Origin of the sequence: Paenibacillus taichungensis (genome assembly GCF_013359905.1) — a bacterium.
GTDB lineage: Bacteria > Bacillota > Bacilli > Paenibacillales > Paenibacillaceae > Paenibacillus > Paenibacillus taichungensis.
The window spans coordinates 67,659-92,183 of record NZ_JABMCC010000114.1 but is presented as its reverse complement, the minus strand read 5'-3'; the positions used below and the strand labels follow the sequence as shown (position 1 = coordinate 92,183).

The following is a 24,525-nucleotide window of genomic DNA, read 5'->3' as shown; positions in this document are numbered from 1 at the left end:
GGCCCAGCGGGAGCAACTGGCGCAACAGGTACGGCTGGAGCAGCAGGTCCAGCGGGCCCAGCGGGAGCAACTGGCGCAACAGGTACGGCTGGAGCAGCAGGTCCAGCAGGTCCAGCGGGAACTACTGGCGCAACAGGTGCAGCGGGGGCGGCAGGCCCAGCAGGAGCTACTGGAGTGACGGGGGCTACAGGCGCAGCCGGAGGTGTTCTGGGATTTGCAGATTTTTTTGCGTTGATGCCACCAGACAATGCTGCAACGGTTGCTCCGGGCACGGACGTAAGTTTTCCGCAAGATGGACCTACAAGCGGAACTACAATTACTCGTACGGGTCCAAGCACATTTAATTTGGCTGCGATCGGGACGTATCTGGTTATGTTTCAGGGAAGTATGAATGAAGCTGGGCAACTTATGTTAACACTCAATGGTGCTGACCTATCCAATTCAGTAGTGGGGCGAGCAACAGGCACAAGTCAGATGCCAGGAATGGCTTTAGTACAAACGACTGTCATTAATTCAATACTGACCGTGCGAAATCCAGCCGGTAATTCCACTGCACTAACCATGACTCCTCTCGCCGGAGGAACAAGACCCGTTTCGGCACATCTGGTTATCACACAATTAGCATAGTAAATATCGTTCGCATAGATAATGAAAATTTTGCCACCTTTATTATGGTGGCTTTTCTCATGTGATAATTAAACCATGCGTGGGGTTCACGTCATATCGAACAGACCTATGAGCTCCATCTGAATGAAAAAAAGTAGACTAAACATTTATTTGCAACCGATATCCTAATGCTAACAACGATGATTTAACAGATGATGATCCAAGAGCAGCAGTCAATAAAATGTATTCAAATTTCACAGGACAAGAAAATAGTCCATTGAAGTCGCTATTATAGCGGCTTTTTTATGTTACAGGTACAAGTTCTTGTCCCGATTGCTGAAATGGTTACGAACATAGTCTGATTACCGATTAGATGATTATCTAAATAATAAGTAAATACAGACAAAACCTCAAAAAACACCATGGTACATGACAGAAGGCTGATCACTTGGTTGACTTGCCACTTAAAGATTTCGCAGTCACTTTATTATGCGTAATTATTATAGCATTCGTCCCGTTGTTTGTTGCAGTACTTTATGCTTCGTAGCAAACCGATGCTGAGCTGTCTAATACACTACCAATAAATATGCTTATTTCTTGGTGTAAAGGATCTACCAGATACGCTTCCATATCCGTTATCGATGCAAATTTTGTGATCAGCATGAGATCATAAGAAGATGAATCACGACGTATGTCCACCTTGACCTGCATATCGAGTAAGGTTGCAATATTTCCTTTCATTTTAAGGAGGACTTCTTGTGTCTCCTCGATTTTTGTATCAGAAGAGTCTTTTAGTCTTATAAGTAAATGGTTAATTATCATGAGTATTTACCCCCGTTATAATTAGAATTTATAAATAGTGGCCTTAGAAATTTCCAAGGCCTTTGAGGTTTCTTTAAAAAATGGATAGGCTGACGATCTGATCGTCAACAATAACGAAATGATAATTCAGTAATAGTGGATCGGGTAGACCAGTCTTGTCGTAGGTACCATCCAGCTTGCATGTTAGCACAATTTCTTCACCCATTTTTTTTGCTGTTGTTGGCTCTAACGTTACATTCGCCGCGAAATGGTATTGATCACTCCATTCTCTGATCGCCTGTTTTCCATTTCGCTTTTTTCCTTCATCCAACACAACGGCATTTTCGGAAAAACAATCTACAAATACTGCTGGGTCTGGTTTATTAGATGCAGTAATATATTTGCCAATTACAGACGGTAAATGATTGAGATCCATATTGTTCTCTCCTTTTATTAATGTTAGTTAGACTGTAGGAATAGTTCCCCCATCTATGACATATTCACTACCTGTAATGGATGCTGCTCGGTCTGAGACCAAAAATGCAGTCAGTTCAGCGACTTCTTCTGGAAACCCTGGTCGGCCAATTGGAATACCTCCGAGTGAATCCATAAGTTGTTCGAGTGCACTTTCTCGACTTCCTGTTTCCGTTGCGATCCGATCAATTAATGCGTCAGCTGCTTCTGTCTGAATAAACCCGGGAGACAAAGTATTTATTCGAATTCCCTGAGGAGAAAATTCATTCGATAATCCCTTGCTATAATTAGCCAGAGCGGCTTTTGCCGATGCATAAGCCAGTGTAGTTTCATATAAAGGCAAACGTCTTTGAATGGAAGTGAAATGAAGGATAACGCCTGAATTGTTTTCTAACATAAGTGGAATTAAGCCGCGATCAAGTCGAACTGCTGCGAGTAAATTCCAATTTAATGCATGAAGCCAATCCTCATCACTCAATACAAGTGCGCCTCCTGGTGGTGTGGTTGATCCACCTACGCAATGGACAATAATATCGATACCTCCAAGTTGCTCTTTTACTGCTGTAATAACTTGCTCTATACCTTCAGGTGTGGCAACATCTGCTTCTACAAATTTGACCGGATTCGGCAAGTCAATAGAGCGGGAACGGGCAGTAGTAAGTACTGTAGCTCCTCCGTTTGTAAGTCTTTTTACAACAGCTTGTCCCATTCCCTTTGTTCCTCCGGTTACAAGGACCTTCTTGCCTTCAAATTCTGATGCAGAGAACTCAAATTCTTTATGCATATCTATTCCTCCTAGTAGTAATGGTATTCAATGATTAATTTAAAAGCGCTCTGTTTCTTAGCCTTGATGTGTTGTTCGAGAGGAGCTAAAACTAATACTACACTTGCCACTTCTATAACGTCCAATTTATTATAATAATAAAAATGATGAATAATATTAATGTATCGGAGGTAATTTAATGGAACTTACACAATTAGAATACTTTATGACCGTTGCACGGCTTGAACATATGACATTAGCCTCCAAAACACTTGGTATTACTCAGCCAGCGTTAAGTCATGCAATTGCCAAGCTTGAAAACGAAATAGGAGCTCCTTTATTTGAGCGAAATGGACGAAATATAAAGCTGAACCGAAACGGTACCATGTTCTCTAAATGGATTGGTAGAGCCCTACAAAATATTGAAAATGGCCTAAATGAAATCGAAGAGTGGTCTAATCCGGATACTGGTGTGATTACGTTGTCTTATCTAAACATTCTCGGTGTTGAATTGATTCCTAGCCTAATAAGGAGTTATCAATTGGAGTATCCCAAAGTGCGGTTTGAATTGACACAAGGGAACTTAGGGGATATTGATGAACATTTGGAGCAAGGATTTTCGGATATTATGATTACATCGAGGGAATCCACTTTGGATAATCATCACTGGATGACTGTTCAAAATGTTCCTTTATACATTGTTGTTCCCTCTCAACATCGTTATGCAGATTGTAGCGCTCTGAGTTTGGCAGAGCTGTCTGGCGAACCATTTATTGGATTGAAAAACAACTGCGGATTAAAGGCGACGATTATGTCCCGTTTCCAACACACCGGATTTGTTCTTGCTTCTGCTTATGAAGCGGAGGACCTGATCACTGTAGCCGGTTTTATAAAGTCGGGTCTTGGTGTATCCGTATTGCCTAAGACGTTGGGGTTGATGTTAGATGAATTGGTCTGGATCCCAATCATTGATGAAGGTTGGTACTGGGAAATCGGTTTGAAGTGGAGAGAAGATCATCATATTTCCCCAGCAGCCAAAAGGTTTATTGAATATGTTGAAACTTTACATCAAGTAGAATGAATGCCGAAATTTTTAGTTTTCTAAATTACGTTCAATTTTGAGATTGAAATCATTAAAAAGAACACTTACCGCATCTATCAAGCTTTTTCCCTTGATCATCGTGAAGATGATTCCTAAAAAACTGAATTTGAGCTTAAATTGTTCTAACTCCAATCATGGCAGTGAAGAGGTTGACATAATCGCAATTTATTAAGTGATAGCCAAGAGACGAGTAAATGAACCCATTAGTGATAGAAATGTCCATAGCCATGAACATGGTCCCGTTAAATTTCGCCATCGATCACAGAAACGGTATTAGTATTGGTGAGACTTCAGAGGAACAAATGAAGTCTATCCTAACCTTAATAGGGTAGCATTTGTGGTGATACTAAGATCGAGTATTTGAGTTGTGAAATACAAAGGATTACCAGTTAAAAGTCGGGGTTAGTATTTAATTGTGAATCTCTCGTCGTTTTGAGATCTTATATTATCGGGGATAGAACATAGAGTGGGATGGTCAAGAGTAGATGGTGGACAACGGAATTTGTACCGTTGTCCAAAACCAATGTACCAAGAGGAAAATTTAGTTAACATACTTTCCATAATCCGGTACGGCAATTTGGTCAAATTCATTAACAAGTTTTTTCAGGCTTGTTGTTAGCACCTCACCGGACATCGGCAATCCATGGCCCGTTACAGCAAACTCGGGCTTTAAAGCCTCAATTTTAATAACAGATTGCTTTGCAGCTTCCCAATCTGTTGTTAAATAGCGAGGGGGTCCGCTTATTTCCAATTCCTGAGTAAATACTTTATACATATACTCTTGTTTTACAGTAGTAAAAGCATCGCCTGCGATTAACGCTCCGTCCCTTTCTCGAAATAACGAAACATGACCAGGAGAATGTCCTGGGGTATGAATCCATCTAAACCCTGGCATATGGGGGACAGTCCCATCAGAAGGTAACGTTTGTACGCTGCTCCCAAGGTTTATTGGTTCATTTGGAAAGGAGGTGGACATTTTAGCTACCAGACCACCTTCAACCGTAGGATCTGGTTCCGGATATGATTTCTGCCCTGTGAGGAATGGCATTTCCAATGGATGCGCATAAACCGGAACTTCCCAGTGCTTGACCAGTTCTATTAACCCGCCGACATGATCAAAGTGTCCATGGGTCAAAATGATCGCTTTGGGTCGGCTGTTCGGACCAAAACGCTCCTCGATGACCGAGATTATTTCATTTGCTGACTTTGGCATTCCAGCATCAATTAAAACGAAGTCGTCAGGGTAACCAACTAAACAGATATTTACAATTTGGATAGTGTGGCAAAATAGATCAGGCAGCATTTCAATCCCTACGCCACTTCCCACTGAAGTTACGGGAATAAATTTATAATCTGTTCCATAATTCAATTCTTGTTTCATTAACCATCCTCCTTGAACTTTTGGCTGCCTTATCTCACGACATATAATTTTTCATCTTTAAAAGAGCTCTGTCACACTGACAGAGCTCTTAGTTTCCAATGATGTGAAGATCTAAAATTAGCGATCAGAGTGATCAGTTACTCTCTTACGCATGCCAGCTAGACCAAGTAATCCAAGCAAGCCAAGCCATCCCCAGTCCATACGGTTATCGTTAGCTGTTGAATTTGCTCTTACAGTGTTTGGGTTATTATTGGTGCTGTTGTAATGGTAAGTGTTGTTGTCTCGTCCATCAACCATAGCTTCATTTACATCGTGAGCTGATGCTGGAACAGCTAAAGCAGCCAATAAGAATATTGAAACCACTGCAGTAGTTAATTGTTTTTTCATAAAAGCTGGCCTCCTCGATATTGTGATGAAATTATTTTCCCCCAAAATAATTTCATTATTCCATTATGAATTTAGGATTATGTTGAATATGTTGTTATTGAATTTGGGACTATATATCCGGTGGAAAATAAATTTAAAGGAGTGTTTGTGATCGGAATATTAAGTGGAAACCCCAAAAATGAACCTATGCATTATGGTGAAATCTTCAGTGTATGGCAATGTTCAACAGTCGCGAAGGGAGCACTTTCCTTCTACCAAGCATTTCTAAATCATGCAGGAGATAAGGATTTAAAGAAAACATTAGAAGCACTGATTGATCAAGCAAAACTTGAGATAAAAGAGTGTGATACTCTGCTAACGGATAACGGAATTGCTCCAACGCCAGCTTTACCAGAAAGACCTCCAGTAAAACTTGAGGATATTCCTGTTGGTGCGAGATTTACGGATCCAGAGATAGCGGCATCAATTGCATCGGATACTTCGATGGGATTGGTTGCTTGTAGTCAAGTTATGGGGCAATCGATCAGAGAGGATATTGGTGCCTTATTTGCAAAATATCATGTTACGAAAACTGCTTTAGGCGTTCGTATTCTTCAAATGAGTAAAGAAAAAGGCTGGCTCATTCCACCGCCTCTTCAAGTGAAAAGACCCGAAGCAGTTGAGGCTTAAAACTACTGCTACTTAAGACCAAGAGGAAGAAGAAGGACAATGGTATTGCTCTGGCATATAAAGTAGAGTGTTGGATATAAACTTATGGGGCTCCCATTTCCTAAGGCCTACCGTTTCATTGTAGGTAGGCTATCTCCTATATTTGTTTCCTTATTCGAAAGCTTCGTACAATACTATATTTACGTGATGTGGTTCAAATCAGCGTAACAAAAAGGAACCCTTAGCAAGGGTTCCTTTTTGTTACGCTTCCTTACTTCTTAGTAACTTAAATCTTAGGTATTTAAATCATGCAACCCTGGACTGTGCTCATTAGCAAGCTCCAGCATAAACGGGAGTGGGAACCCCTGTGAAGGTTCCGTGACTTGTAGCCCGCCACCATGGCGACTAGGTGTTTGGCCACTGAATATTTCAGCAATGCGTGTGTTGTCCATACGGAAGTTAAATTGTGCATTGTGGAAGCCGAGGTCAACATATTTCTGACACTCTGGATATTTGTTGATATCGTAATTGGGAACAGGAAACAGATTGCTCCAGTTTACGCCTAAAGTCTCGAGCGCCTTCGCAAATGCATTTTGGTGAGCATTGTCACGAACGATCAGAAATGAGAGAGTTTCACGGGATGATTTGTATGTACTCATCTCATAGATTCTCGTTTTTTGTAGAACACCTGTTGATTCCAGTACAACATTATCGTGTAGATTACTTACTAGGTTGCCATGATCATACACATAATTCCCGAGCCATGGATTATCGGCTGCATCTACAGGTAGTGAACTTTGAGCACCCATAATGTAATGATGTGGATTGGCATGTTTGATAGCTTCGTCTAGCGGAGCCTCATCAATGCCAGCATTACCTACACCCTCTGCTCCAGCTCCTGTCAGCAATTGATTTATTGTTTGTTGCACCAGTTCAACATGGCTTAATTCCTCCATAAATACACCACGAATTAGGTCCCTATACTGCTTTGCTTTTCCACGGAAATTACTGCTCTGAAAAAATACAACGATCATGTTAATCAAATCTTCGCAGCCACATGTGATTTCAATGAGGTCATCTTTTTAGGACTCAGCTACCTACAGAACAGCTATATTCCTATTTTCTTATTGTTTTACTTGGGAATATACAGTATTTTTTAATAGGGTATTACCTTAAATGTTTATATTACTACTTCTTAATGGATCGGTTCTAATATGCTGGAGTAGTTATGCGGTAAGGGGAGAATTCGAGTGAAAATAAGAATAAGACATAAGCTAGTGTTGTTTGTATTGATCGGTGTTCTTTTGACAAGTAGTATAAGCCTATTATACGTGCAGAATATGCATAAATTATATGAACAGCTTGTCTATGAACAAACTAGTGAGAAGCTATATTTGTATTCAGAGCGAATTGAGGACAAGCTAGCAGCCATTGATCGTATGACACAATCGATAGCAAGTGACACGGACATTCAACATGGGTTGGAGAAGATAAAGCAGAACAAGAATAGTCACGAAACCTATTTTGCGATTCGTGAAATGGAAGAGAAGCTGTTATCCTATCGTTTCTTTAATTATCCGATTCGCTCTGTAGCGATTATTGATTATTGGGGCAAGGATTACTGGCTGGGCACAACCAAGGATGAGACTGCACCAGCTTACAGTAAGCAATTTATTGCAATGGCCGCTCAGAAAGAAGGAGGAAGTCTGTGGAAGGGTGGGGAAAGAGATTCTAAGATTTTTACTTCCCTAAGGGAAATAAGAGCAGTGAATAGTATGGATTTTCCATCATTAGGGACGTTAATTGTTCGAGTGAATGCGAATGATTTGATTGAATCTATTGGCTCTAATCAGTCATCTTCCAATAATAAATTGCTCATCTATGAAGATCATACCCCAATCTATTGGAATGATGAGGAATGGAAAGATAAGCCTATGCCAAGCTCTTTAATACAGAATGAACGATCAGGTGAACGCTATGAAATGATCACGTTAAATCATCACAAGTACTTGAGTACCTTATCTACAATGAACTTTACAGGTTGGACATTAGTGAATCTTGTACCTTATGAATCATTGTTTCAGAAAGCGATTCAGATGAAGAAAACTCTATTCCTTTTATATACTCTCATTCTTGTATCTCTCGTATGGATAGGCATAATTTTTGCAAGAAGTATTACACGTCCTTTGGAGACACTGGCCTTTAGGATGAGCAAGGTAGAGCAAGGAGATTTTGCTACGTCCCGAGAAGAGCAGGTGAAGAATAAGGATGAAATTGGATGGTTAACAATCAGCTTTGACAAAATGACAGCCTCGTTAGATCGATTAATTAAGGATAACTACGTAAAACAAATTCATATAAAGGAGTCTCAATATGAGGCGTTGAAAGCGAAGCTAAATCCTCATTTTCTCTACAATACGTTAGACTCGATTAATTGGCTAGCACGCAGGCAGGGACAAGAGCGCATCTCCAGCATGGTCAAAGCGTTGGGTGATATGTTGCGAAGTACAACGAGTAAAAAGGAAATGGTCATGCTACAGGAAGAAATTCAGCATGTCAATAACTATTTACTCATTCAGAAATATCGATTTGAAGAACGACTGCAATGTGAAATCAATATCCCGGATGAATTAAACAAAAGTTATATTCCTGCAATGATCCTACAGCCTATTGTTGAAAATGCAATTAAGTATGGTATCGATGAATTGACAGGCGAATGTCAAATTACGATTAGCGGGGAATGCTTTGGCGAGGATTTAGATATTTGGATTGCGGATCAAGGTCCAGGGATGGATATACATTATTTAGAGCAAAACACAGAAGGAGGGATTGGACTAAGAAGCATTCATGAGCGCTTGCAATTGTTATATGGAGAGCCATATGGTATTGCAATTTTAGAAGGTATAAATCAAGGGACAATTATTCGAATTCGAATTCCTGCTTTATGGAAAGGTGAAGATAGTCATGTCTAGCTATAGAGTAATAATCGTTGATGATGAACGAATGGCGAGAGAAGGTATTGCAGAGACAATAGAGTGGACTACGCTTGGTATGGTATTAGCAGGGACAGCTATAAACGGACAGCAAGCATTGGAGAAAATTCAAGAGCTCCAGCCTGATGTGGTGATTACGGATATTAAAATGCCAATCGTTGATGGACTTCAGTTAATCGAACAAGGGTTGAAGATTTCTCCTCGTATTGTATTTATTGTTCTATCAGGGTTTGGAGAGTTTGAGCTAGCTACGCAGGCCATGCGTTTTGGTGTAAGACGGTATCTATTAAAGCCAAGTGATGAGCATGAGATTACAGAAGCACTTCAATGGTCTAAGCAGGAGGTAGATGCTATACGCAGCAATTTTGCGGAAAATACACAGTCCAAAGTTTCAAATGCGCTTGCAAGTCAAGGTATCATTTCTTCCTCTATACCTAGTGATTTGCTCCAGTCGATTGTTGAGGCTGATGAATCCCGATTAATGAAGATATCTAGGCTATGGATCGAGCAATTATTAAGTGAGGGGTTATCATTACATGCCCTTCAAGAAAACAATAATCATGTGCTATCCTACATCGGCAATCAGTTGAAATCAGAATACGGCATTAGTACAACACTTACAGCTGTAGAGAGTCATGATATACAAGCGTTCCAGAAGGAGTTAAGCAAGCTGTATACAAGCTTTCATTATCGTAAGATTGATAAGAAGGGTATGCTGGTTATAAAAATAAAGCAATTAACCATCCAGCATATTCAGAATAGACAGCTTTCTTTGCAATGGCTAGCTCAGCATTATTTATTTCTTAACTCCGAATATTTAGGTAAGCTCTTTCGACAAGACACAGGAGAGAAGTATACCCAGTTTTTGACCTTTGTTCGCATGAAAAAGGCGAAGGAACTATTACTTTCACATCCTACAATGAAAATTTATGAAGTAGCTGAACAGTGTGGGTTTGAGCGAGATCCACAGTATTTTTCCAATGTATTTAAGAAATTTTATGGGTTTACACCTAATGAATATCGTAAACAGTATTTGGAGGACAACTAAATATTACGGTTTTTTACAATAAAAAACTCGGATTTTTTATATTCAATTTTTAAGGGAACAATATTAATATTAAACAAAGTAAACCAATGAGGATTATTAGAAAGGCAGTTGTTAATGATGACATACTCTGATTCTTCAGATCGTTTTATACGAAATGAGCGGGAAGCGAAAATTGCAGCAAGAGCAGATCAGCTAGCAAGGATTTTTGCAGAGCGAGCTCCTAAGCATGATCTTGAAGGAACATTTCCCTTTGAGAATTTTAATGAGTTAAGAGGTAGCGGATACCTTGCTCTTACCGTACCAAAGCAATATGGAGGAGAGGAAGCATCAATTTATGAACTGGTTCTTTCTCAAGAGCGACTGGCAAGAGGAGACGGCTCCACTGCACTAGCAATCGGGTGGCATATTGGTTTATTGAAACAGCTTCATCTATCAGGAGCAATTCCAGAAGAACTTTTTAGTGAGCTATGTCTTGAGGTTGTACAGGATGGGCTAGTATTGAATGAACTGGTAAGTGAGCGAGCAATGGGTAGTCCGACTCGTGGTGGAAGGCCTGAGACGAAAGCAGTCAAAGTTGAGGGAGGCTGGCTGATAACGGGTCAGAAATCGTACTGTACGTTAAGTCCGATTCTTAACAAGTTTATTGTTGCAGCTACGATGTCTGATACCGATACTGTAGGATCATTTATCGTAGAAGCTGGCGATGGCGTCAAAGTGCTGGAGACATGGAATACGATGGGAATGCGTTCAACAGGCAGTCATGATGTTGCCATGAATAATGTATTTGTTCCAGATCGATATCACATCCGTGGTAAAGCAAGTGACCAGCTGCGCAAGCTTGTCCCCACAGATGGTAACATGCTTCATATTCCTGCGTGTTATCTTGGAATTGCACATGGTGCCAGGGATTTCGCCCTTTCATTTGCTGCTAAGCACCAGCCTAATTCATTACAAGTTCCAATTGCAGAGCTACCTAATATTAAGCGTCTAATTGGAGAAATTGAACTTGATTTAATTACAGCAAGAACCTTCCTTTATGATACTGCAGATCGTTGGGATAAGGAAACGGCTAATCGCGAAAAACTGAAGATTGAGCTAGGTGTTGCCAAGCATCTTGCTACCAATGCAGCACTACGTGTTGTTGATCACGCGATGAGAATTGTAGGCGGCTTAAGCCTTTCTAAGGATTTCCCGCTTGAACGAATGTATCGTGATGTTCGTGCAGGGCTTCATAATCCGCCAATGGACGATGTTGTCATTACGAATCTAGCTAATCGCGCATTAGGGAAATAAGCTCTTAAAAAGAAGTAGTTAGGAGAGAAAGAGATGAAAAGAAGTGCAAAACTATCTGTTACAGCTATGTTATTAATGTCCATAATTCTTACGGCATGCGGGAAGGAAAACGTAGCAGACAACGGAAATTTAAGCAAGAGCGATGTTGTTAAAATCGAGTTTTTCCAGCAGCAAGGTGAGGAAGCCATTCAAAATGCCTATCACGAAATTATTGCTGATTTTACAAAGGAATACCCGAATATTGAGATTAATATGAATACCGTGCCTGACCCAGTTAAAGTATTAACGTCTCGGTTTGCAACAAATGATATTCCACCCCTATTTACTGATTTTCCTACACAGCTTCAATTTAAGGAAAAAGTAAAAAATGGTTATATCGAAAACTTAAGCGATCAACCCTTCATTAAAGATGTTAACGAAAAATATTTGGATATGACTGTAGCAGATGACGGTGGATACTACTCTTTGCCGTACGCTCGAAATTATATGGCAGTCTACTATAATATCAATCTATTTGAACAAAATAACGTGAAAATCCCAACCACCTATGCTGAATTTATCGAAGCATGCAAATTGTTTCAAAGCAAAGGTATTACATCGCTCTATCTTCCATTAAAGGATGTAGGTCACATCTTCCAAGCTACGAACATTGCTTTTGCACCTGGTGGTGTTGAAGAAATGGTTAAAGTGGCTAAGGGTGAAGGTCAAGTGGAAGGCAATCCAGAATTCTTGGAATTTGCCAAGAAGCTCAGAGAGTTAACGCAATATGCTAATAAGGATGCTTTTGGGGTGAGCGCTCAAATGATGCAAGAAGCATTTGCTAATGGTCAAGCCGCTATGATTATTTCTGGCTCATACGGCCGTGGGAATATTAAGGTGGCTAACCCTAATTTGAAATTCGGTGCGTTTCCACTTCCGAATGATACTGTTGATACCACGACAGCTTTATCAGGTGTCAATGCTTCTCTGTCCATCTCTGCAAAAGCTAAGCCTGAGGAAAAAGAAGCTGCGCTTACCTTCTTAAAATATATAGCTCGACCAGAGGTTGCTCAGAAGTGGTCTGATCTATCTGGCGAACCTTCCATTATTAAGGGAACAACCTATGGCGATCAATATTTACAGCCTATCCTTGATTTTATCGATAATGGTAGAGTTCATGACTGGATGTCTTCAACGCTTGAAAGTGCGATTGTAACGGAACTATATAGTACAACTCAAGGTTATCTCATTAATAACGAGACGCCTGAGCAGTACCTGAAGAACATTGATGAAACAATTAAGCTTAACGCTGTTAAGTAAATATAATAGCTTTGATCTGAGCGACAATTTGAGAATTCAAATTGTCGCTCCCTATTTACTAGCTCTACGTTACATTGAGATGAGGAAGGTGCAGCATGATAGGCAAATTTCTAGAACGCTCAACTTATTTCTTATTCACGGTTCCGGCTATCATTCTGTATACACTATTTTTCGCTTATGCAGTTATTGTAGGTATTCAATATAGCTTTACAGATTGGAATGGGATTAGTTCTAGCTATAATTATGTAGGGTTTAGCAACTATACGGAGCTTTGGAACAACCCGAATTTTAGGCAATCATTAGTAGTTACTGGAAAGTATGCAGTGATGCTTGTAGCAGGAGTAATGAGTCTGTCATTAATTCTAGCTTTGAGCTTAAACTCTCTTAAGAAGCTTCAAACCTTTACAAAGTCGATATATTTCCTACCGGCCATCATTAGTGCTGTAACCATTTCGTTAATTTGGGAACAGGTATTTGTTCGAGTCATTCCTCCGATTGGTCAGAGCTTGAATATTATGGAGTTATATCAAAGTCCTTTAGCCCATCCCAAGTATGCTTTAATTGCTGTTGTGCTTGTTAACATTTGGCAGGCTGTAGCCTTGCCAACCCTTATCTTTATTGCAGGCTTACAATCGGTTCCCTCCGAGCTGTATGAAGCGGGCAGAATCGATGGGGCCACCACTTTTAATCGTTTTCGTTATATCACATTTCCATTTCTAATTCCTACGATTACCGTAAATATGGTGCTTGCGATTAAATCGGGTATCACTTCCTTTGATTATGCCTATACCCTGACAGGTGGAGGTCCAGTGAAATCTACTAATGTTATTGGGATCATGATATACAATGATGCATTTCAGAATCTAAAGTTTGCGATGGCTAATGCGGAATCAGTTATATTGTTTATTATCATTGCAGTGTTATCCTTTATCCAAATTAAATTAACACGTAAAGGTGGTGTCCATTAAGTATGAATTTAGCGATACGAAAAGAAGGGCTTGGTTGGCGTATTCTCCGAAATATCATTTTACTTATTGGAGTCATCATTATCATGGGGCCATTATACCTTGTCATAGTTAATTCCTTTAAGACATTAGAGGAGGCAAGCAAAGGTTTTTTCAGTTTTCCCAAAGCACTTCATTTTTCTAATTACGCAGAACTGCTTTCTAAGGGGAATTACTGGAGAGTTGTATGGAATACGACCTTGATTACAACTGGATCTGTAATCATAGTTCTTATTATTAATCCTACCGTTGCTTATGCTATTGCTCGTAATCGACATAAGAAATATTATAAATTTTTATATCTCTATATCCTGTTAGGATTGTTTGTACCATTTCAAGTGATTATGCTTCCTTTAACAAAAATTATGACCAATATGAATCTATTAAATCCTTTTGGACTCATTTTATTATATGGAGCGCTCAGCTTAACAAGAGGAGTATTCCTACTCGTCAACTATATTGGAGGAATGCCAACTGAAATTGAAGAGGCCGCAAGAATTGATGGCTGCAGCACTTTTAAAATCTATTATCTTATTACTTTACGTTTAATTATGCCGATGCTAGTTACGCTTGTCATTATGGATTCATTATGGTTCTGGAATGATTTTATGCTTCCACTACTAATTTTGAATAAAGCGAAGGAATTTTGGACACTGCCCTTATATCAATACAACTTCAAGACTGAATATTCCTTTAACTATACAATGGCTTTCACTTCTTATTTAATGGCGATGTTGCCAATTATTGTGGTCTATGCAGCCGGCCAGAAGTACATAATCGCCGGGTTAACAGAAGGTGCAATTAAAGGATAAGGAACAAGATACTCCAAGATCGGGGGGAAGTAAATGAGAGGTTTTGTTATTGAAGAACAGATTGAACAATGGATGGAGAAACATAAGACAGAGCTATTAGAAGACATTGCTGGATTAGTAAGTATTCCAAGTGTGGCAAGCTATGATCCATCCTCTCCTTATCCTTTTGGGGAGAAATGCGCAGAGGCTATTCAGTATATATTGGATTTAGGTCAACGATATGGTTTGCAGACGTTTAATCGGGAGTATTATTGTGCAGAAATTCGTATGGGAGATGAGACAAAGCGGTCAATAGCAATTTGGGGGCATGTCGATGTTGTTCCCGCAGGGGAGGGGTGGAGCTACCCACCCTTTTTTTATACACAAAAGGGAGATTTTCTCATAGGCAGAGGAGTACAAGATAATAAAGGTGCAGTTATTGCTGTTCTTTATACACTTAGATTTATTCAGGAACTGGGTATCCCCCTCAACTATCAGCTTCAGCACATTATCGGTAGTGGTGAGGAAATAGGGATGTTGGATGCTGCGTATTATCTTAAGCATTATCAAGCCCCTGATTTTAATATTGTGGCGGATAGCGGATTTCCGGTCTGTTATGGAGAGAAGGGAATGCTCTCTGTTACTTTATGCTGTGATATTGCTGATTCGTCAATCCTTCGCATACAGGGGGGAGTAGCTTCTAATAGTGTACCTGGTTATGCTGAGCTTATTATACGACGTGATAAAGCAGCCGCTGCCAAATTAAGCCTCCTGCCATCTCATATTCAGTATAGTCAGACGGATGAAGAGATTAAATTATTCGCAGTTGGCAAGTCCGGGCATGCCGCGTTTCCTCAAGGCACTAGTAATGCGATAGCGATCCTTCTTGAGCCATTGTTACGGACTACATGGTTTGAGGAGACTACACACTACCAGCTTGAGAAAATTTATGACATTTGTAAGCATTATGATGGACGGGCATTAGGGATACATGGTGAGGATAAGCTATCTGGAGCTTTAACATGCGTCGGAACTTTATTACAAGGACGGAATGGAAGACTTGAGATAGAGTTAAATATTCGCTACCCTATTCATCATTCATCCAAGATGCTGCTGCAGCAGTTGCAGGAAAGTGGTTTTACCCTGACTAATGTTCATGACAGTGAGCCGAGTTATTATAATCCTGATACGCCAGAGGTTAAGTGTCTCATGCAAGTATATCAGGGCGTAACAGGAGAGCAAGCGGAGCCATTTGTAATGGGTGGAGGTACTTATGCCAGAAAGCTGCCTAATGCGGTAGGCTTTGGCCCGGGTTTGCCGACCGATGTGTCATCACTTGACTTGCCTCCTGGTCATGGTCAAATTCATGGCCCAGATGAGGTGCAGTCTATTCCTAATCTGATCACTGCATTAAAGATTTATATTGTAGCACTACTAGAGCTAAATGAGCTGTAAATCAGCCTAATCGAGAGACTCCAGACAACAGTTTCTTCGCTTTAGAAGCTTCTTCGGTGTGCTGAGGGATGATCTCCGATATGTTACAAGTTTCCTTATTGCTGTGCTACAATGTACGGGGGAATGAGTGGAGGATGCCTAGATGAAGCTTGTCAAAGTGAGTATTATAACAAAAATTATTGTTAGCTTGATCGTAGCGACAACTGTTCCATTCATTATTTCAAATTATTTGTCGTATCAGATTACAGGCAATTCAATCAAACGTCAGCTAGTTGAGCTGAATCAAAATTCGATGTCAATTACGATGTCAGCATTGCAATCTTATTTTCATGAATTGTCACTACTTGGCTTGACGTACTTTTCTGATCCTGAGCTTGTGAGACTGTTGTCGGAAAAAAAACCTCAAAATCCTGCTGAAAGTGTCTATATTGAGCACAGGCTTGAAAAAATATATGCGAATTATAGCGAAATTGGTGCAGTTTCTTACAAGAGCGCGCTAACAAACAAGCAGTTTAATATTCGAAATCATTATAATGAAATAGTGATTATTCCTGACTTTAAAAATCATGAGATGTCAGATGCACATAGTGAGCTGAAGCAACCGTTTCAAGTTACACTTAATAATAGAGAGCCAAGATTGCGTGTCAATAAGCCATTCATAGATATTTATACTCGAGAAGTAATCGGTTTGACTACCTTTGATGTTAAACCATTACAAATCAAAAATTTCCTTACTTCCTTAACAACAAGTGAGCAAGGACCTGTATACTTATTTATCGGAAATAATCTCGAACTACTCTATACAACTGCAGATGAGAAGGATTCGACCGAGCTATCACTCTCAAAAGGAGTTAAACAACCCACGCAACAGGAGACTGCACAAAAAACTAGAGAACCATGGCAGATAGAACTTTATCAAAGGCTTCATGCACCCCAACTATCTACAGATAAAGGGGAGATTCAAACTACTGAAGGCAGTTATGTATATTTTAACAAGACAGATGAAAATGGTTTAATCATGACAATAGTTAAGTTTATACCTCGCACACTTATTAATAAGGCACGTAATTCTGCACTTGGTAAAACTTTGTTAATTCAAGCAGTTTCGATTATTTTTATTTCCATATTGGCGACTTTAATCTCTTATTACATGTTGCGTAGGATTAAAATAATGTTTCAGCACATTAAGCAATTGCAAATGGGTAACTTTCAACTAAAGAGTAGGCCTGTACAGAAGACGCCGGATGAGTTAGATTTGTTGGACATTAGATTGCACGAAATGGCTGGTGAGTTAGACGAGCTATGGAATAAGCAATATCGTCATCAGCTTGAGTTATCGCAAGCTCGCTTGAAAATGCTGCAAGCTCAAATCAATCCTCATTTCTTATATAACACGTTGCAATCGATTGCAACTTTAGCAATTAAATCTAAAGCTCATGACGTCAGTGATCGACTTGCTGACTTTGCAGCTATGTTCCGCTATTCTATGGATATTGAGAACGAGGAAGTTTCACTAGAAGAAGAAATCGAACATATACAGCATTACATGGTACTTCAGCAAGGTCGCTATAAGCAAAGGCTTCAATTTGAGTTAGAATATTCAGATGAAGCGAGTCGTGTTCTTGTACCCAAAATGACTTTGCAGCCGCTTGTTGAGAATAGTATTATACATGGTTTAGAACGAGGAAATGGTCAAATTCATATTGTGGTAAACATTGCTTTGACTAAGCATTCATTGTTAATAGAGGTAATTGATAACGGAAAAGGCTTTACAGATCAGCAAATTGAACAAGTCAAAGCTGGTTTCATTGAGCAAGTTGTTGTTGTATCGGAGAAGCGTGGAATTGGCTTATCCAATGTATTGAAGCGATTAATGCTTTATTATGGAAACGAATTCACTTGGTCGATTTCTAGTGAGCCCTATAAAAAAACCATAGTAGCATTATCCTTGCCAATTGAATCATCAAGAGAGGGACAAGCAGATGAAGTTATTAATCGTAGATGATGAAGAGCATGTACGTGAAGGTGTTGAGCTATCGATTGATTGGCAACATTATAAAATCAATCAAATATTTATGGCCGAAAATGGATTAGAGGCATTGGAACTTGTACGGAAGCATATTCCCGAGTTAATAATTTGCGATATGAGCATGCACCTTATGGATGGCACAGAGTTTTTAGAGAAGCTTCGGGAGGAAGGCTGGGGCTCCAAAGTTATTGTGCTAAGTGGTTATCAAAAGTTTCATTACACTAGGGCAGCTCTGCTAGCTAACGGTGTGGATTACTTACTAAAACCATTTAAAATTCGTGATCTGGAAAAAGCTATTCAAAAAGCATGCAATCAAATAAAACAAGAGCAGGAAGTAAGGCTAAAGGAACTTAGCACTAATTTTCGTTTAAATGAAGTAAATAATCTTGTTATGGAGCAGCGGTTTTCTCGCTTAATTGAGGAAGAACAGGTGTCTAAAGAAGAGCTTAATACCTTTCTTACTACCATTGGAATCAACCCTGATTTTTTTTATGTTGTTACTTTTTTGCCCAGAAATAAAGATGCAATCGTAAAGAAACATTTTGCTCGAGACGAGCAACTGTTTAATTATTCGATGAAAAATATTGTTAAAGAGCTGGTTGAATCGCTGGGTAGTTGGTATGTGCTTCAACATGAAGAATTTATCATTGTGTTTATAAGTTCAAATTATTTACTTGTAGATATAGAGGCATCAGTGAAAAAAATACAGGATGCATGGAAAAGAACTTTGCGCCTATCTTCATTTTCTGGTTTCTATAAAATGAGCCTGACAGCTAGTAGACTTCAATTAGCTTTGTTTGAGGAAAAATCGATGATTCTTAATTGCAATATTTTTGATCATATTAAGAGTGGCCGAAAGTCATCAGTCATTAACTTTTTTATAGATAAGGAACGAGTTATTTTAGAAGCAATTCTCGCAAAAAATAAGCAATATCTTCATGAATTGGTTGAGTCTTTTAAAATGGAGTTGGCTTCGTATGAGTTTGTAAGCATAAGAGAGCTTCAGCACTATACCGTAGAAATCAACCTTCTGCTCGTGCGAATTTATAGTCAAATTAACAGTGATAACTTTCATGAGACAATGCCGCTTTGGATATCACAACTGGAAGAATGGACTTCAAAACTCAAACAAATTTTTAGTGATATGCTAGAATCAATCAACTACAGTAGGCTGGAAATAACTCATGTTCAGTCTATCGCAACGGTAAGAAATTACATTAATGATCATATGAAGGAAGAGGTAACATTATCGGGTTTGGCAGAGATATTTCATTTTTCACCGCAATATCTGGCGAAAAAGTTTAAAGAAGAGTATGGCACAACGATTATGAATTATCTTACTCAATTAAGAATAGAAAAAGCATACTCCTTGCTAGATCATACCGAGTTATCTATTCAAGAAGTTGCGAGTGAAAGTGGCTTTGAAAATTTAAATTATTTCAGTAAAGTATTTAAAAAACATACTGGTATCACACCTAGCGCTTATCGAAAGAATTAAATATGTAGCATAGAACACATTCGTTTCCAGAGTACTGCTGTCAAAAATATTGACAGCAGTTTGTTGGAAATGAATGTGTTTTATTATTAATACTTTTATTAAGCAATTCAGATTCATAATTTACTCATTTAGGCGAATATTACACCTGTAACCGGTAATTTTTTATAGTTATAATCAAGCTTGTGTTGTGAAATAAATTCCAAATACGTGATAGGGGGAAGAATTAATGAAGAGAAGATGGGGTCTTGTATTACTTACTACTATGCTTTTTATTTTTTTAACAGCATGTAGTAACAATACGGATGAAGGAACAGGTGATGGCGGAAATAATGGTGAGAAGCTTGCCAAAATTTCTTTATTCCAAAGTAAAGTTGAAATTGCTGAGTCACTTGAGAACTTGGCATCTAAGTATAAAAAAGAAACAGGAAATGAAGTTGAGGTCTGGGGTTCCGCAGGTGATTCCTACATTACACAGTTACAAACAAAGTTAGCTGCTAATGAAGGTCCAACCATTTTTTCTGTGCAACAAGGTGTTGAAGCTGAAAAATTTGCATCATATTTCTATGACATGACGAATGAATCTTATGCTAAGTATATCGTTCCAAATATGGAATTGGAAATTGACGGTAAGATTGTAGGTGTTCCAATTGGAATAGAGGGGTTTGGGCTCGTTTACAATAAAAACTTATATGATCCTTCAACTGTTAAAGACACAAAGTCATTAATACAAGCTCTTGAAAAATTTAATGCTGATGGTATCAACGGTTTGGGTCTATCTCAAACAGCGTATTTCTTGATTGGACATATTATTAACGCGCCATTTGCATTGCAAGAAGATCCTGTAGCTTTCATAAAAAAAGTTAACAAAGGTGAAGTTGATTTGAAAGAAATACCAGAATTCCAGGAGTTCTCCGAATTGATGGCAGCTATTCGTGCTTATACGGTTAATCCACTTGAAGTAACTTATGATAGACAAATGGGTGATCTGGCAACAGGTAAAACTGCAATTGTGCACCAAGGTAACTGGAGTTACAGTATGCTTGCTGACTATGATGATATTAATATTAGTATGGCTCCTGTTCCGATCGTTGGAAACGATAAATTGGAAGTAGGCATCCCAGCTGGTTGGGTTATCAATAATAAAGCATCTCAAGAGCAAATTACAGCAGCTAATGCTTTCTTAGAGTGGTTGTACACTAGCGAGACAGGTAAAAATACAATTCTTAATGATTTTGGGTTTGTTCCAGCGGTTACAACGATTGAACCAACTGGTTTAGATCCGTTATCACAGCAAGTTTATGAAGCAGCACAATCTGGGAATACAATTCCTCGGGCTTTGAATTACTTCCCACAAGGAATTATCATTAATGATCTTGCACCGCTAGCATCTGAATTTTTCCTTAATCCTTCAATGACCCCAGAACAATTTCTTGATAAACTTCGTGAAGTATGGTTGAAAGCAGCTAATTAAGACAATGACATACATTGTTGAAAGCCTAAACCCTTATAAAAGGTGTTAGATGTTCCTACTTTCTTCTAAGTCAAACTTGATAAAAGGGAGTTTCGTATGCCAAATAAAAAACTATGGTATTTCATATTCACTATGCCGCTGTTTTTGGTTTTTTTAATTGTTGTTCTTGTTCCGTTTTTGATTGGAATTTACTATTCCTTCATTGAATGGGGGGGGATTGAAGGTACCCCTAAAGTATTTGTTGGTTTTGATAATTACACTGCCTTGTTGCAGGATGAGCGTTTTCTTGCATCTTCGTGGAATACAATAAAATTCACTATATTCGCATTGGTTAGCGTCAATTTATTGGGTTTAGTTTTTGCTTTGCTGGTTACTTCTGGATTCAAAACAAGTAATCTTGTTCGCACGCTATTGTTTATGCCGAATCTTATTGGTGGCTTGATTCTTGGATACATCTGGCGCTTCATTTTTACGGATGGAGGTAACCAAATAGGGTTATTAACTGGATTGGATAATATATTCTTTAATTGGCTTATAGATCCAAATTATGCTCTGATTGCATTGGTAGTTGTCTTCACTTGGCAGATGGCAGGCTATACGATGGTTATCTATATTGCTGGTATTCAAGGGATTTCTGATGAAGTAATGGAGGCAGCTAAAGTTGACGGAGCAAATATATGGCATCGCATGACCAAAATCGTATTTCCGTTATTAATGCCATCGTTCACTATTTGCTTATTTTTAACTTTGTCGGGCGCGTTCAAAATCTATGATGTTAACTTGTCATTAACTAATGGCGGCCCAATTCACCATACCGAGTTGTTTGCTATGAATGTATTTAATGAGATATTTGGATATGGTAATTATGGGCTTGGTCAAGCAAAAGCAATTCTGTTCTTTATCATTATTGCGGTTGTAACGATTACTCAAGTCATCATTACCAAGCGAAGAGAGGTGCAGATGTAATGAGTAAAACTAAAAATGGAATACTCTCTTTGTTAATCGTCATTATCTCACTGGTGTTTTTATCACCAATTTACATTGTGATTGTTAATTCATTTAAAACACGGGCTGAATTATATGAAAATGTACTCTCTTTACCAAGCGCGTTCAGCTTCGAATATTATATAACAGCAATTAAGAAAATGAACTTCCTAGTTGCACTTGGAAATTCACTATATGTGACGATTGTAACTGTTATTTTTGTCATTGTGCTTGCTTCAATGACGGCATGGATGCTTGTACGTCGCGACAATGTCATGAGTAAGATCATTTTTTTCTTGTTCGTAGCGACGATGCTTATTCCATTTCAAACTTTAATGATGCCACTTATGCAAGTCATGGATTGGATACGTACTCATTTACATTTGCCTGTTCTTAATACGCATGGCGGACTGATCTTTATGAATATTGGCTTCCACGCTGGCATGGCTGTATTTCTATATCACGGTTTTATTAAATCAATCCCTGTAGCTTTGGAGGAGGCGGCTGTTCTAGATGGTTGCAGTACATTAGGCGTATTCTGGAAAATTGTATTTCCTTTACTAAAAAGCATATCTGTCACAGTAGCGATTCTCGATGTTATTGCTTCATGGAATGATTACTTGCTTCCGTCACTTGTGCTATCTGAAAAAGGTTTGCGAACTATTCAGTTATCAACGTTCTATTTCTTCGGCGAGTTTACAATTGTTTGGAATCAAGCGATGGCAGGCTTAACATTAACCATTATCCCTATAGTTATTTTTTATGCTATAGCACAAAAATATATCATTAAAGGGATTGCAGCAGGGGCAGTAAAGTGAAATTTATCATTTGTACAAGCCAGATGAATTGCAAAGGGGAGAGCATAATTGAACAAAACATGGTGGAAAGAAGCGGTTGTCTATCAGGTGTATTGGCGCAGCTTTTATGACAGCAACGGCGATGGATATGGGGATCTTGAGGGAGTATACAGCAAGCTTGATTATATTCAAAGCCTTGGTGTGGACGTCATCTGGCTGAATCCATGCTACGAATCGCCTGACGTAGACAACGGCTACGATATTGCGGATTACCGTTCGGTTATGCCAAAGGCGGGCACGATGGCCACGTTCGAGAAGTTACTGGCTGCCGTCCATAATCGCGGAATGAAGCTTATTATGGATTTAGTTGTGAATCACACCTCTAATCAGCATGCTTGGTTTCAGGAGTCGCGATCCAGCATCGAATCTCCAAAGCGTGATTATTACATTTGGCGCAAGCAACCGAATAATTGGCGTTCCTACTTCGCCCCCTCCGCTTGGACATACGATGAAACAACGGGCGAGTATTACTTCCATTCCTTCTCTGACGAGCAGCCGGATTTGAATTGGGAGAACGAGAAGGTACGGGAGGAAGTCTATGATTTTATGCGTTTTTGGCTGGATAAAGGGATCGACGGCTTCCGGATGGATGTCATCAATTTGCTTGCCAAAATTCCGGGTTTCCCGGACGCCGAGCGACCCGAAGATATTTCGTATTTGGGCAATAACCCGGGAATTCACGAGTATCTACAGGAAATGCACGACAAAGTGTTAAAGCATTATGATGTGTTTACGGTCGGCGAAATTCCATTCGTGAACCCCGAGGACGGCGTGCTCTACGTCGGCGAGGAACGTGGGGAATTAAACACGCTTTTCCACTTTGAAGTGTGCGATTATATGGCCCATTGGGATTTGCAGCGCTTCAAGAAAATCCAGGATCGCTGGTACGAGTGCTTGTGGGGGAAGGGGTGGAACTCCCAATTTTTGAATAATCATGACCATACGCGTGTTGTATCGCGTTTCGGTAACGATACCGTATATCGAGAACAATCGGCCAAATGCTTCGCCACCCTCATCCACACCCTGCCGGGCATGCCTTATATTTATCAAGGCGAAGAAATCGGGATGACGGGTATCCGGTTCGATTCTATCGACGAATATAACGATATTGCGATGAAGAATAAGTATAAGGAAGAGGTCGGAAAAGGCCGCGATTCGGAGGCAGTACTGAAGGAGCTTCAGCATTTGTCGCGCGATAATTCCCGCACTCCTATGCAGTGGAATGCCGGATCACAAGCCGGCTTCACGGAAGGACAATCGTGGATCAACGTCAATCCTAATTACAAGGAGATCAATGTCGAACAAGCACTGGCGGACGAGAATTCGGTTTTCTATTACTACAAGCAGCTCATCGCTTTAAGAAAGAGTAACGAGGTCATGGTTTACGGCGAGTTCGAGACATATCTGGATCAGCATGATCAGATTTACGCTTATACAAGAACACTCGGAGAGGAGTCGTGGTTGGTGCTGCTGAACATCTCAGAGCAACCAGCGACTTGCAGCATCTCTGACCTCGGCGTAGGGAAGCTGGGCGACATCGTCATCGGCAATAACCCTGAACGAACCAATCAGGATGCGGTGATCGATTTCCTACCTTATGAGGCGGTTGTATATCGTGTGTAAGAAAAACATGTTTTAAGA

General features: G+C 39.5%; 20 protein-coding genes and 2 pseudogenes. 16 read left to right on the top strand and 6 right to left on the bottom strand.

The features are described from left to right. Window positions 1-627 (top strand): annotated as a pseudogene (locus tag HP548_RS33430) (collagen-like protein); the annotation flags it as partial. A gap of 513 nt (window positions 628-1,140) precedes the next feature. Here HP548_RS33430 and HP548_RS19495 read toward each other — a convergent pair. The 3 genes from HP548_RS19495 to HP548_RS19485 form a co-directional block, all read right to left on the bottom strand. Beyond that, window positions 1,141-1,428: a Dabb family protein gene (locus HP548_RS19495; RefSeq protein ID WP_076288827.1), complete on the bottom strand. Its 288-nt coding sequence runs from the start codon at window positions 1,426-1,428 to the stop codon at window positions 1,141-1,143. A 73-nt stretch (window positions 1,429-1,501) separates the two neighbouring features. Further along, the gene (locus HP548_RS19490; protein ID WP_076288826.1) at window positions 1,502-1,843 is read right to left on the bottom strand and encodes a nuclear transport factor 2 family protein; all 342 of its coding nucleotides are present in this window, start codon (window positions 1,841-1,843) and stop codon (window positions 1,502-1,504) included. Between the two features lie 27 nt (window positions 1,844-1,870). Then, on the bottom strand, window positions 1,871-2,665 hold the full coding sequence (locus tag HP548_RS19485) for an SDR family oxidoreductase (RefSeq protein ID WP_175382572.1): 795 nt from the start codon (window positions 2,663-2,665) through the stop codon (window positions 1,871-1,873). Between the two features lie 178 nt (window positions 2,666-2,843). Between HP548_RS19485 and HP548_RS19480 the strand changes: the two genes are divergently transcribed. Further along, the gene (locus HP548_RS19480) at window positions 2,844-3,725 is read left to right on the top strand and encodes a LysR family transcriptional regulator (RefSeq protein WP_076288824.1); all 882 of its coding nucleotides are present in this window, start codon (window positions 2,844-2,846) and stop codon (window positions 3,723-3,725) included. 562 nt (window positions 3,726-4,287) lie between these two features. On the opposite strand, the gene HP548_RS19475 is transcribed toward HP548_RS19480, so the two are convergent. Further along, window positions 4,288-5,127 carry an MBL fold metallo-hydrolase gene (locus tag HP548_RS19475; protein WP_175382571.1) on the bottom strand — a complete coding sequence of 280 codons (840 nt, stop codon included), beginning with the start codon at window positions 5,125-5,127 and terminating at the stop codon, window positions 4,288-4,290. Window positions 5,128-5,244: 117 nt separating this feature from the next. Next, window positions 5,245-5,514 (bottom strand): WGxxGxxG family protein, encoded by a 270-nt coding sequence (locus tag HP548_RS19470; RefSeq protein WP_076288822.1) that lies wholly within the window; start codon window positions 5,512-5,514, stop codon window positions 5,245-5,247. A 150-nt stretch (window positions 5,515-5,664) separates the two neighbouring features. Between HP548_RS19470 and HP548_RS19465 the strand changes: the two genes are divergently transcribed. Next, on the top strand, window positions 5,665-6,183 hold the full coding sequence (locus HP548_RS19465) for a DUF3231 family protein (RefSeq protein WP_076288911.1): 519 nt from the start codon (window positions 5,665-5,667) through the stop codon (window positions 6,181-6,183). Between the two features lie 272 nt (window positions 6,184-6,455). Here HP548_RS19465 and HP548_RS19460 read toward each other — a convergent pair. Next, a pseudogene (locus tag HP548_RS19460) lies at window positions 6,456-7,190 on the bottom strand (manganese catalase family protein); the annotation flags it as partial. 222 nt (window positions 7,191-7,412) lie between these two features. Here HP548_RS19460 and HP548_RS33945 point away from each other — a divergent pair. The 13 genes from HP548_RS33945 to HP548_RS19395 all read left to right on the top strand — a co-directional run bounded on the left by HP548_RS33945 (window position 7,413) and on the right by HP548_RS19395 (window position 24,507). Beyond that, window positions 7,413-9,134 (top strand): cache domain-containing sensor histidine kinase, encoded by a 1,722-nt coding sequence (locus HP548_RS33945; RefSeq protein ID WP_175382569.1) that lies wholly within the window; start codon window positions 7,413-7,415, stop codon window positions 9,132-9,134. After that, complete coding sequence (locus HP548_RS19450; RefSeq protein ID WP_099859118.1) at window positions 9,127-10,203, top strand: response regulator transcription factor; 1,077 nt, start codon at window positions 9,127-9,129, stop codon at window positions 10,201-10,203. The genes HP548_RS33945 and HP548_RS19450 overlap by 8 nt, the downstream gene beginning before the upstream one ends. 117 nt (window positions 10,204-10,320) lie before the next feature. Then, entirely contained in the window at window positions 10,321-11,496 is a 1,176-nt protein-coding gene (locus HP548_RS19445) for an acyl-CoA dehydrogenase family protein (RefSeq protein ID WP_175382568.1), read from the top strand. 33 nt (window positions 11,497-11,529) lie between these two features. Continuing rightward, complete coding sequence (locus HP548_RS19440) at window positions 11,530-12,795, top strand: ABC transporter substrate-binding protein (RefSeq protein WP_175382567.1); 1,266 nt, start codon at window positions 11,530-11,532, stop codon at window positions 12,793-12,795. A 95-nt stretch (window positions 12,796-12,890) separates the two neighbouring features. Further along, window positions 12,891-13,763: a carbohydrate ABC transporter permease gene (locus HP548_RS19435; RefSeq protein WP_175382566.1), complete on the top strand. Its 873-nt coding sequence runs from the start codon at window positions 12,891-12,893 to the stop codon at window positions 13,761-13,763. A 2-nt stretch (window positions 13,764-13,765) separates the two neighbouring features. Next, a complete protein-coding gene (locus HP548_RS19430; RefSeq protein WP_076288817.1) occupies window positions 13,766-14,611 on the top strand; it encodes a carbohydrate ABC transporter permease in 846 nt (281 codons plus the stop codon). 33 nt (window positions 14,612-14,644) lie between these two features. Beyond that, window positions 14,645-16,045, top strand: coding sequence for a Sapep family Mn(2+)-dependent dipeptidase (locus HP548_RS19425; protein ID WP_175382565.1), 1,401 nt, complete (start codon window positions 14,645-14,647; stop codon window positions 16,043-16,045). A gap of 142 nt (window positions 16,046-16,187) precedes the next feature. Further along, entirely contained in the window at window positions 16,188-18,050 is a 1,863-nt protein-coding gene (locus tag HP548_RS19420) for a sensor histidine kinase (protein ID WP_175382564.1), read from the top strand. Then, window positions 18,028-19,572, top strand: coding sequence for a helix-turn-helix domain-containing protein (locus HP548_RS19415; protein WP_175382563.1), 1,545 nt, complete (start codon window positions 18,028-18,030; stop codon window positions 19,570-19,572). Before HP548_RS19420 ends, HP548_RS19415 begins: the two co-directional genes overlap by 23 nt. Window positions 19,573-19,798: 226 nt before the next feature. Then, window positions 19,799-21,043, top strand: coding sequence for a sugar ABC transporter substrate-binding protein (locus HP548_RS19410; protein WP_076288813.1), 1,245 nt, complete (start codon window positions 19,799-19,801; stop codon window positions 21,041-21,043). 96 nt (window positions 21,044-21,139) lie between these two features. Continuing rightward, window positions 21,140-22,009, top strand: a complete 870-nt coding sequence (locus HP548_RS19405; protein WP_175382562.1) for a carbohydrate ABC transporter permease — start codon at window positions 21,140-21,142, stop codon at window positions 22,007-22,009. Continuing rightward, the gene (locus tag HP548_RS19400) at window positions 22,009-22,845 is read left to right on the top strand and encodes a carbohydrate ABC transporter permease (protein WP_175382561.1); all 837 of its coding nucleotides are present in this window, start codon (window positions 22,009-22,011) and stop codon (window positions 22,843-22,845) included. Before HP548_RS19405 ends, HP548_RS19400 begins: the two co-directional genes overlap by 1 nt. A 48-nt stretch (window positions 22,846-22,893) precedes the next feature. Next, window positions 22,894-24,507 (top strand): glycoside hydrolase family 13 protein, encoded by a 1,614-nt coding sequence (locus HP548_RS19395; RefSeq protein WP_099859110.1) that lies wholly within the window; start codon window positions 22,894-22,896, stop codon window positions 24,505-24,507. The last annotated feature ends 18 nt before the right edge of the window (window positions 24,508-24,525 follow it).